Genomic DNA, 10,230 nt, shown 5'->3' with positions numbered 1-10,230 from the left:
CATGACGTCCACACATCCCGCAAGACCGGCACCACCACGTCCCGGACCACGCAGTCGACCACTCCGCGACCACGCCGCTCAGGTTAAAGATCAAGGTAGGGCCTGTTGTGAAAGTGCTCGTCGTTCACGAACATGAATGCTGGCCGACGTCGGTGTGGGGCAAGATGCCAGCATGTCCAACGGTGTCTCCTACCCAGTCTTCCGAACGTCCGACTCGGCGGCGGCCCTCGCCACAGCGCGTCAACTGCTCGCGCTGGGCGAGCGAGAGTACGCCCAAGTGTCAGTGGATGTGGAGCTCTGCACGGTCGCGGAGGTGATGGAACTGCGTCGGGTGCTACCGGACTCCTGGTTCCGCACCGAGAACGAAGAGTTCTGGGCGAGGAAGCTCGATACGCAGACGGTCTTGCGCTGTGACTGGCACGCCGCCGAACTCTCCGAGGACACGGATAGCCTCGCTCCCCTGCTCCCGCTCTGGGCATCGATGGTGGACCAGCCTGTCGGTGGCGTCGAAGACGCCTTCGCCACCTTGGTGGGTATGAGATATGGCGTGATCCGCTGGGACCAGATGATCTGGCCGGCGGTGCCAGAGCACGGGTACGACGGTCGCGTCGAGCACGACGGGGTCACCCTGGTCTTCAACTGCGACGATGCCGGAGTCGAACGGCAGATCGGGACCCACACGGTATGCGTCGACGTCCACAAAACCCGGGACTCGCAGAAGCACACAGCCTGGTTGGCCAACCAGATCGGCCAGGCGGTCATCGGCTCGCCGTATCGTTAGGGCTGCGTGAAAGTGCTGGTCAGAGCCATTCGCTGATGGTTGCGACCAGCACGGTCGCTTCGAAACGGACGGCGAGTTTGTCGTACCTGTTGGCCACAGCCCGGTGGCGCTTGAGGCCGATGATCCCGCACTCGACCGCGTGCCGCTGCTTGTAGTCGTCCTTGTCGAACCTCGGCGGCCGGCCGCCGAGAGAGCCGCGCGTGAGCCGGTTGCGGACCCGGTCAGCAGGCACCGGAATCGTTGCCTTGATCCCGCGTCTGCGCAGGTAGGAGCGGTTGCTACGGGAGTCGTACGCCTTGTCGGCCCGGACCCGGCCCGGGCGCTTGCGCGGCCTGCCGGTCCCGAGTCGCGGCACCCGGATCGCATCCAGGACCGGCACGAACTGAGGCGAATCACCCCGCTGCCCAGCCGTGATCACCACCGACAGCGGCTTCTGCCCCTGCTCGACGGCGAGGTGGATTTGCTGGTCAGCCCGCCGCGGGCGCGTCCGAGGCCGTGGTCGGCCAGCTCGGCGAAGATGCCGCCGGGCGGTTCCTTCTGGAGGTCCCCCCTCTTTCACCGCTCCGGCGGCGTGCTGATGGGCCCGGCAGACGGTGAAGTCGACGTTCACGTCCCAGGTGATCAGGCCCTTCGCATCCACCTCGGCCTGGAGTCGGGAGAGGATCCTCGCCCAGATACCGCCCCGTTGCCATCGCCGAAAGAGGTCATAGACACGATCCCACGGGCCGTACCTCTCGGGCACGTCCCGCCACGGGGCGCCAGTCCGAGTCCGTAAGAGCCCACTGCTGAAGCGCCCGGCCGCGGTGGTCACGGCGCTGGGGCTTACCTCGGCCGGTCTGCTGGGTGCGGGGGCACCGCCCGCTCAGGCGACCGTACCGTGCCGCTCGGAGCGGATATCCGGACCGGGTGGGGTCGCGGGTGGTGCGGGTCAGCCAGCCGTGGTCGCGTAGTTGTCGTACTCGCCCTGGAAGGCGAAGACGGCCAGGCCCACGACGAGGATGTCGACGGCGAGGCCAAGGAGGAGGATGCCCGCGCAGACGACCGCCCAGACGGACCTGCGCGGCAACGACTGGCAGGCAACCACGGTGCTGGGGTTCTGTGGGTGGTAGGCGACCTGGATGACCTCGGCGCGGCTCTGGGCGAACATGGCACGGCTCTGACCGTCCATGTCCGTGTACACGTAGTTCCCCGTCACGCCGAACTGATCGGTCGTACCGTCGCGCCGTACCGCCTCAACGGTGATGCCCTTGCGAGGCAGGTACCACTCGTTGCGGACGATCTTCAGCCCTATGAAGCCGGCCGTGGTGGCAGTCGCGCCGAAGGGGACGGCGACCAGGAGGGGGAGCGCGATGACCGCAGGCGCCGCGATCCAGACGGCCACGGTGAGCACGACGGCCAGGAGGGCGACGGTCCCGAGCCAGAGCCTGAACACGCGCGTCCGCCTGTCCTGCTCGGACTCGGGCTCGGGCTCGGTCAGGGCGCGGACGGTGACGAGGGCCGAGCCGTCGGCGGTCTCCCCGGCCTCCTCGGCGCGCTCGGGCAGGGTCGCGTTGACCACGCCGGCAAAGACCGTGGCCGCCGCCTCGCTCACGCCGTCGACCCGGTGAACGGCAGGGGTCGCCCCGGCCGGGGCGGTGAGTTCCACGGCGACCGCCCTCCCCTCGGCGCGGATCCGCCGGACGGCCTGGAGCGGGATCCGCGTCTCCACGTCCGCCCGGCTCAGTACCAGGCCGTCGGCCTCGGATTGGAGGACGGTTCCGCCGGAACCACGCAGGACGGGTATGGGCGAGGTGAGGGACATGGGCGTGATCGTAGGCGCTGGACGTTCTTGTCTCTACCTGATCATTTCAGAATGAGGTTCGCGGGCGTCGCAAGCAGATGACGCTGCAGGCGAGTTGGAGCAGTGCTACGTGGAGGCCATCTCCTATCTCGTAGCGGATCCGGAGCCGTTTGAACTGGTGGGGCCAGGCGAAGGTGCGCTCGACGACCCACCTGGTCTTGCCCAGGCCGGAGCAGTGGGCAGTGCCCTTACGCGCCATCTTCGGCGTGATGCCGCGGACCCGGAGCAGGCTTCGATACGTGTCGCAGTTGTAGTCGCGGTCGGCGAACAGCCGCCGTGGTCGGTGACGGGCCCGGCCAACCAGGGTCTGTCCGGCGGATCTTGGGGCCTTCGCCAGGACGTCTCGGGCCTTGCTGACCGTGTTTACCGGGGAGCCGGACCGTGGGTGACCACCGCGTGCAAACGGCCTGCCGGCGACGAACTGCCCCCGACCCAGCGCACGGTCAACCGAGCAGTGACCCAGGCCCGGGCACCCGTCGAACGCGGGATGGCGCGGCTGAAGTCCCCCCTGGAGAGGCAACGCTGAAAACGCTCCCTACAGGCATTTTCCCGTGCTGGTTCGGTGCTGACTTCGGGGGCCTGGCGACGACGAAAGCGCAGGTCGGAGCTTCAGTCTGATGAGTTGTCGTACCACTCGATGGTGGTGCCGATCAGGCTGGCGGCGACGATGCGCTTGATGGATCCGGGGGACGTGGCAGAGGGTCTTGCGGCGGCCATGTGCACCACTTCCGAGCGAGTGACGGGGACGATTCGATGTCGCCACACCGTAGAAACCCCCTGGTCACGCGTGTATGTGGTTGCACACCATAGTTCACCGCCCAAGCATGCCGGTGTCCACCATGCCACCCCGGCCCGGGCTCCCCACCGGTGCCAGAGCACCACCCACAGGCCGGTGCCAGGTATGCGTACTGCGCCCTGCTTTGGAGGTGCCGTGCTGGTTCCCGTGCTGGTTTTGGTGCCGACCCGAAGTCCCATGTCAGCACCTCTGCCCACCTCGCTTCGCGGACGCCTGGGTGGAACCCGCAGCAGGCCGGGCACCCTTCGGGACAGGTGCTCGACGAGTGCTGTGACGGAGGTGTGGGCGGTGCCGACGGATGTGCCGAAGCCGGCGGCGATCCGTGCGAGCGTGTCGTGCCGGCGAAGGTAGACCAGGCCGACGACGGCACGCTGGTGGGGCGGCAGCTTGCCAACGAAGCTCCTGTGCTGCCGAGTTGAGACGTCGAACGTCTCACTCGACGGCACAGGAGCCTCGCGCGTCGCGGAACCTCAGCCCGTCACCCGCTCAGAGGCCACTCTGAAAGAGCTCACCGAGCTGCCGAGAGGTCCTGCTTTCATGGGCGCACCACCGGAAGATCACCCGGCCAGGATCCCTGTTCGACCCACACGTTCCATGACCGGTTGAGACACGGCTTCTAAGTCTCCGTGCTCTTGGTGAGCACCAGGGACCACGACCCGTCCGGAGTGCTGAACGCTATCTTCCCTCCGCCGCGCGCGTAGAGCTGGACACCGGAGACCTCACCGATGCCACGCCCGTCGATGTCCAGGTAGACGAAGTCGTCGGAGAGGGTGCCGTTGTCGACGAAGTCCCAGTTGCCGTGGAAATCGTCGGGGTCGGCGTTCTCGCCCGTCGACAGATGAGTGGCGGTGAATGTGCCGTCGGAATCAAGCGTGATCTCGCCGCCGGTCTCCTTGTTGCGGTACAGGCCGGGCAGGTCTTCGGCGGCGACCTGAGCCGTGCAGCCTGCGGCGAGTAGCGCGGAAGCGGCCAGGGCGGCGGCGAACCGACGTCCGCTTGTCAGCTTGCCCACTACGGTCCCAGCGTGACGTTGAACTCGACAGTCACGGTCATGGTCGACCCTGGTCCCGAGTCGCCGCTGACCCAGTCGATCAGACCATTGATGGCCTTACCGGCGGTCTCTTTGTACCAGTCCTGGTACCCGATGACAGGCGGGCGGGTTGCGGACTCCGCGCTCTGCTCGCTGTACGCCGTGTAACGCCACACCACGCTGCCGTCCGCGTTCTTCCGGATGGGGGTCATCCGGATCTGCTGTGAGCCCATGAACGCGTATGCATGGTTTCCGGTGTACCCGGTCAGGAATCCGTCTACCGGTTGCGTGGCCCCCATGTCCCTGAGCCACTTCAGGCCCTGGACGCCGGCGAGACTGTAGTCGTACATGTACGTGTGGCCCAGCTCGTAGTTCCCGGACCGCACCCGATCGGCAAAGTAGTCGAGGGTCTTGTCGGTCCAGGGATGATCGCGGTAGAGGCTGGTGAACTCGTCGTTCGGGCCGAAACACTGGGACCGATCGCCGCCCCCCGTGAGCCAGCTCCACCCCAGCTCAAACGGTGTGGCGCCGTTTCCGGACGGGATGGGCTTGCCGAACGGCGTCAGACAGCTCTCGGCTCCGGGCGGAAGTTCGCCGCCGTCGTCGCCGATGGGAACGCTCGCATGGTCGATGGCGTTCTGGATCGCCTGGCGCACCGCGGCCTCGATGACGAGCTGGTAGGCCTGGGTTGCGGCCTGCGCGGCGGCGACGGCGTCCTTGCCGGCTTCGAATGCCTGCTTGCGAGCCATCGTTGCCGCGACCGCGGCGTCCGTGGCGTAGCTCGCGGCGGTCTCAGCGGACCGCACGGCTCGTGTCGCGGCCTGGCGTGCCACGCGGCTCGACCTGACTGCCGCGGCGGCTGCGTTGCTCGCGGCGAGGGCGGACTTCGCCGCTTCGGCCGCGGACCGCTCGGCGGCATCGGCGTTGTCACGTGCTTCCTGTGCAGACTTCGCCGCATCCTCGGCGTAACCCTTGGCGAGGTTGGCCCACTCGGTCGCCTTGTCAGCGGCCTGGCGTGCGATGGCGGCAGCCTCGGAGGCGCGGGCCGCGTCCTCCTGCGCATTCGCTGCGATCTTGGCAGCGCGTGCGATCGACGCACGGACCGCGCTGATGTGCGTGGCGCGATCGTGGTCGATCCGCGCGACGTCGTACTGAGTGGTCGCGATGAACTGGCGGAGCATGAAGGTGTCGCCCTCGAGCGCGATCTGCGCCGCCGCCTTGGTGTAAGGGCCTCCGGTCGCGAGGAGTGTGGACGCGGCCACCCGGTCATCCTCGCGTACGGCCGCCTCGCGGCCGACCCACAGGAAGGTGTGCACGGCCTCGGCGGTCCCCGCGTCCAGCGCGGCCGCTGCCTCGCTTCGCACCCTCGTGCCGCTGCTGGGGTCGGCCAGGATCCTGGCCACCTCGACCCGGTTGTCATCAGCGGCTGCCTCGACCGCTCCGGTCTCCAGGAATGCCTTGATCTTGACGGGGTCTTCGGTCTTCAGAGCCGCCGCGGCCGCCGTGGCCACGGCCTGCGTCGACATTGCGGCGAGCGCCACGACGTTCTCGACGTTGTCCTGCTGCAGCGCGAGGACGCGGTCGGTCGAGATCCAGTTGACGACGTCCTGGTCCGCACCGGCCAGCGCGTACTCTGCTGCCTGACGGGTCCAGGTCCCCGGGCCCTCCAAGAGGCGGACCGCCGCCTTGCGCCCGGCCGCCGCGGCCTGCTCGACGGTTCCGTTCTGCAGTGCTGATTCCGCAGAGCTGATGAGCGCCCGGAGCTCTTCGGAGAGGCGCGCTTCCTGGGTCCGCTCCCGGTTGAACCGTTCGAGCTCGTTCGACTCCGCCTTCGCCGCGAGACGTGCCTGCTCAATCGCCTCGCTGGTCTCCTCGGCCAGACTCTCGGCCTCGGCCTGGCGGGCCGCCTGTTCGACATCCCGCGCCTTGACGACCGCGTCGGCGGCGGCGTTCGCCGCCTGGACAGCGGCGTTGGCAGCCAGCGTGGACCGGTTGGCGTAGTCGACCGCCTCACCGGCGTGGGCGGCCGCTTCCTTGGCAGCGGCCGCGGCCTTCTCGGCGTGATCGGCGGCGCTGTTGGCCGCGTCACGCGCCGCGCGGGCGGCGGCGGCCGCCTGCCCGGCCAGGTTCCGCGCCCTGCTTGCCGCCTGGACCGCCCTGGCCGCGGCGGCGTCCGCTTCGGCGGCGGCCCGCGTCGCGGCAGCGGCCTCGGACTGGGCTGCTCCGGAGGCCACGGCCGCGTCGGCCGCCGCGCGAGCGGCGTCGGCCGCGTTGCTCGCCGAGCTGGCGGCGGCGTCGCCCGCCCGCAGCGCCGCCTCGGAAGCCAGGGCCGCGAGGTCTGCCTTGGCGGCCACCGTGCGCACGAAGCTCACCAGCTTCAGCGCGACGTCCGCCGCCGCGCTGGCCGCGCCCGCCATCGCCCTGTCCTTGGAAGCGGCGATCGCCGCACGATACGCGTTCGCCGCAGCGCGTCCCGCCGATGCCGCAGCCGCGGCAGCGGCGTTGGCGGCAGCCACCGAACGCTGCGCGGCGGCCTGTGCCGTCCGTGAGGCCGACACCGCGGTCGACGCGGCCGCGGCCGCGCCCATGGCCGCCTGCGCGGCCTTCCCCGCCGCCTTGGCCGAGCGTGCGACATCCTGCTCGGCGGCCAAGGCCTCGGCCTTGGCCTCCAACGCCGAGGCTTTCGCCTTCTCGGAAGCACTGACTGCCTGGTTGGACAGCTCGACGGCCTCTTCGGTCTTCAGACTGGCGCGGCGTCCTTCCTTCTCCACGACGTCGACCAACTGCTGGATCGTGGCCGATTCCTCGTCGCGTGCCCGGGCGATGTACTGACCCGTCTCCAGGAACCACCGGATGGCCCTGGCCGACCCGTCGTCCATGGCCCGATTCGCGTACTCACGCACCTGTGGTGACCCTGCGGCGAGGATGGTCATCACCTGCACACGATCGTCCTCCTCCTGCGCGGTGAACCGCCCGTCGCTGAGGAAGGCGCGCAATGCGAAGGGGGAATCGGCCGCCAGCGCGGCGGATGCAGCACGCTTCACACCCTTGGCACCGTGGGCCTGGACCGTACTCACGGCCACCCTGAGATCCTCGTCCACGGCAGTCTGGAAACCGCCCTGGAGAAGGGCCTCGACCGCTGCGTCCCCGCTGGACAACGCCGCACCGATGGCGTTGCGCGTCGCCGAGCCCGCTGCGGCCAGGGACTCCGCGAGCGCGAACCTGTTGTCCTCGGACCAGGCCACAGGCGCCTTCTGACCGAGGAACTCCGTTATGTCCGCCGCGGAGCCCACCAGCGCGGCGGCCGCCGCGGTGCGGACGGCCCGGCGGCCCGATCTGTACGCCCAGACCACCTTGCCGCGATCGGTATCCGGAAGTCCGGATCCCTCGGGCACCGCCGGCGTGCCACCCGAACCACTCGCGTACGCCGGGCGCGTCCCGAACGTACCGGTGGACAGCACGCTGCCGGCCGCTACCCCGGTGAAAATGGCCAGCAACTGACGCCTACTCAACACCCGCCGTGATTGCTGTGACATCACGACTCCTTTCCACTCTCACTGTGTCCATCCGACCCGTACCCGCCCCTATGACGCGGCACGGTGCCGCCCGCCCGCCGCGTCGCCCAGACAGATGTGCAAATAGCGGGCAGGTACTGTCCGGGCGCCGAGGCAGCATGATCCCAACATCGATTCAGTTAAACGTCAATTAGCTGGCAATACGAGGGGCGACTCTACGACTTGATCCGTGGCAATTTGATCCGTTTCCTCAGGGCGTCGACTCCGTCATTCGCGACGGATCGCAAAGTGCGGACAATCCAGCAAATTGGAAATTTCGACTCCAAACGCCTCCCGATGGAATTTCCATTCGCGCATCCAACCTCACACATTCGTGAAGATCACACCTCAGACTCTTCACGTATCCTCCATGATCATCCCTGCAACCTTCGTAAGACTGGCTATTTCGGCGGGTGGATTCGCCAACTCTGTCCAGCTGTTTCCGGTTCGCCCTGTTGGACATGTGGAGGGATTGCGATCTTGAATGAGGAGCCGCAGAAAGCCACTTCAGCCCACCTGGATAATTCACACCTCGCCAGGTGGGCTGAAATGACCTGCGCGAAAATATCGGCAGCTGTCATCCCGGCTGCACCACGGCTTGCTCACATTTCCCTGAAACGGTGCAGAGGCGCCCGGTCGGGTCGCGTCGCCATGCATGGAAAAAGGGGATGAGACGCCTGACCTATAAGAGGGAACTGCATATGAAACTCGTCACTCGCATCATTGCGACGGCATGTACCGCCGGCCTGGCGGCCGTGCTGTGGACGACTTCGTCGGCGGGCCGGCCGACGGGGGACACGGAATCCGTGGCCGACGAGGCACCCGGCTATGCCGTGGAGGACTACAACTACCCGAACGCGGACAAGATCCTCGCCGAGAAGGACATCGTCCTGAAGCGGGGTGACGGGCACATCGTGCTGGCCGACTGCGCCAGCGAGACCGGACTGCTCGAGGTCTGGGCCCGCAGCAAGGCCAAGATCTGCTTCAAGGTCACCGGGAACAGCGGCTGGCTGACACTTGAGATCCCCTCCGTGTACGCCGTCAAGGGCAGCGTCGACCAGAGCGCCCAGGTCGACATGACGGTCGGCACGGAGGAAAAGTCCTTCGCCGTCGCCAAGGACACCTGGACCGGGGTCGGCGAGAGTGCCGACCCCGAGGGTCGCGACCACATGCTCGTCGAGATCCGCACCTCCAAGTAGGAACGCCAGAAGGCCTGTTCACCCTTTGGTGACCGCAGCAAGGAAACAACTCATGCGGCAGCCGAAGCTCTCCTCCTTCACCATCAAGGAACACTCATGACAGCAAAGCGTTCGCGCTTCGTGTGGGCTGTTGGCGCCGCCACCGTGCTCGCCACCGCCGCCACCGTCCTCCCCGCCACCGCCCTCGATGGTGGCGACGCCTCGGCGCAGCTGAACTTCACCGCAAAGATCGTCATCGGGGAGAAGGCGGCCTGCACCGGCGCGCTCGTCGACCCGCAGTGGGTTCTCACCGCCAAGAGCTGCTTCACCACCGCCGGCGTCTCGGACACCGGCAGACCCGCGGTCGCCACCACCGTCACCGTCGGCCGTACCGACCTGACGCAGACCGGAGGCAGCGTCCAGCAGGCCCTCGCCCTCGTACCCCACGCCGACCGCGATCTGGTTCTGGTCAGGCTCAGCACCAGGGTTCCCGGCTCCGTCGCCGTCCCGGTCCGGGTCACCGCCACCGCCGCCGCCGCCGGGGAGCAGCTGACGAAGGCCGGATTCGGCCGGACGAAGACCGAGTGGGTGCCCGACAAGCTCCACAGCGGCACCTTCACCGTCGCTTCCACCACCGGCACGGACGTGAACCTCGACGGTTCCGGCACCGCGACCGTCTGCCAGGGGGACGCCGGCGGCCCGGCCCTGCGCACGGTCAGCGGAACCCCCGAACTGGTCGCCGTGGGCTCCCGGTCGTGGCAGGGCGGCTGCCTGGGCATCGACCCGGCGGAGACCCGTACCAACGCCGTCGACACCCGTGTCGACGGGCTGGCCGGCTGGGTGAAGGAAATCGTCAGCCGTGAGAAGGTCACGCCCGCCGACATCGACGGCGACGGCAAGGACGACCTCGTGCTGCAGCGCACGGACGGCGCGGTGGTCGTCCACCGCAACCTCGGCAGCAGCTTCGGGGCGGGCACCGTCATGTCGAACGGCTGGGGCCGCTTCGTCGACGGCCAGGACATGGGACGGCTGTACTTCGCCGACATCACCG

At 68.2% G+C, this 10,230-nt stretch carries 7 protein-coding genes and 3 pseudogenes; 4 read left to right on the top strand and 6 right to left on the bottom strand.

What is annotated here, in order from left to right; translation table 11 throughout:
* The first annotated feature begins 136 nt into the window (after positions 1-136).
* Entirely contained in the window at positions 137-781 is a 645-nt protein-coding gene (locus tag ABZ621_RS28130; protein ID WP_360609219.1) for a hypothetical protein, read from the top strand.
* A 19-nt stretch (positions 782-800) separates the two neighbouring features.
* Here the strand turns inward: ABZ621_RS28130 and ABZ621_RS28125 are convergent, their stop codons facing one another.
* From ABZ621_RS28125 to ABZ621_RS28115, 3 genes and pseudogenes are all read right to left on the bottom strand, one after another.
* On the bottom strand, positions 801-1,592 hold the full coding sequence (locus ABZ621_RS28125; protein WP_360609218.1) for an IS5 family transposase: 792 nt from the start codon (positions 1,590-1,592) through the stop codon (positions 801-803).
* Positions 1,593-1,709: 117 nt separating this feature from the next.
* Positions 1,710-2,582 carry a hypothetical protein gene (locus tag ABZ621_RS28120; protein WP_360609217.1) on the bottom strand — a complete coding sequence of 291 codons (873 nt, stop codon included), beginning with the start codon at positions 2,580-2,582 and terminating at the stop codon, positions 1,710-1,712.
* Between the two features lie 46 nt (positions 2,583-2,628).
* A pseudogene (locus ABZ621_RS28115) lies at positions 2,629-2,925 on the bottom strand (transposase); the annotation flags it as partial.
* Between the two features lie 27 nt (positions 2,926-2,952).
* Here ABZ621_RS28115 and ABZ621_RS28110 point away from each other — a divergent pair.
* Positions 2,953-3,144, top strand: a pseudogene (locus ABZ621_RS28110) (transposase family protein); the annotation flags it as partial.
* A gap of 497 nt (positions 3,145-3,641) precedes the next feature.
* Here ABZ621_RS28110 and ABZ621_RS28105 read toward each other — a convergent pair.
* The 3 genes and pseudogenes from ABZ621_RS28105 to ABZ621_RS28095 form a co-directional block, all read right to left on the bottom strand.
* Positions 3,642-3,806, bottom strand: a pseudogene (locus tag ABZ621_RS28105) (transposase family protein); the annotation flags it as partial.
* A 227-nt stretch (positions 3,807-4,033) separates the two neighbouring features.
* On the bottom strand, positions 4,034-4,429 hold the full coding sequence (locus tag ABZ621_RS28100; RefSeq protein ID WP_360609216.1) for a hypothetical protein: 396 nt from the start codon (positions 4,427-4,429) through the stop codon (positions 4,034-4,036).
* On the bottom strand, positions 4,429-7,983 hold the full coding sequence (locus tag ABZ621_RS28095; protein ID WP_360609215.1) for an ALF repeat-containing protein: 3,555 nt from the start codon (positions 7,981-7,983) through the stop codon (positions 4,429-4,431). The genes ABZ621_RS28100 and ABZ621_RS28095 overlap by 1 nt, the downstream gene beginning before the upstream one ends.
* Positions 7,984-8,702: 719 nt before the next feature.
* On the opposite strand from ABZ621_RS28095, the gene ABZ621_RS28090 reads away from it, so the two are divergent.
* Both ABZ621_RS28090 and ABZ621_RS28085 read left to right on the top strand, forming a co-directional pair.
* The gene (locus ABZ621_RS28090; protein WP_360609214.1) at positions 8,703-9,200 is read left to right on the top strand and encodes a hypothetical protein; all 498 of its coding nucleotides are present in this window, start codon (positions 8,703-8,705) and stop codon (positions 9,198-9,200) included.
* Positions 9,201-9,296: 96 nt separating this feature from the next.
* The coding region (locus ABZ621_RS28085; RefSeq protein ID WP_360609213.1) for a S1 family peptidase at positions 9,297-10,230 on the top strand (934 nt) is incomplete at its 3' end.

The organism is Streptomyces sp. NPDC007863, assembly GCF_040633895.1.
In the GTDB taxonomy this organism is placed as follows: Bacteria; Actinomycetota; Actinomycetes; order Streptomycetales; family Streptomycetaceae; genus Streptomyces.
Note: the sequence above shows the minus strand (reverse complement) of the source record. Positions and strands in the feature narration are given on the sequence as shown.

Coding starts and splice junctions, on each gene's coding strand:
- ABZ621_RS28130 (WP_360609219.1), top strand. CDS start 137: ATGCTGGCCGACGTCGGTGTGGGGCAAGATGCCAGCATGTCCAACGGT.
- ABZ621_RS28090 (WP_360609214.1), top strand. CDS start 8,703: ATGAAACTCGTCACTCGCATCATTGCGACGGCATGTACCGCCGGCCTG.
- ABZ621_RS28120 (WP_360609217.1), bottom strand. CDS start 2,582: ATGTCCCTCACCTCGCCCATACCCGTCCTGCGTGGTTCCGGCGGAACC.
- ABZ621_RS28095 (WP_360609215.1), bottom strand. CDS start 7,983: ATGTCACAGCAATCACGGCGGGTGTTGAGTAGGCGTCAGTTGCTGGCC.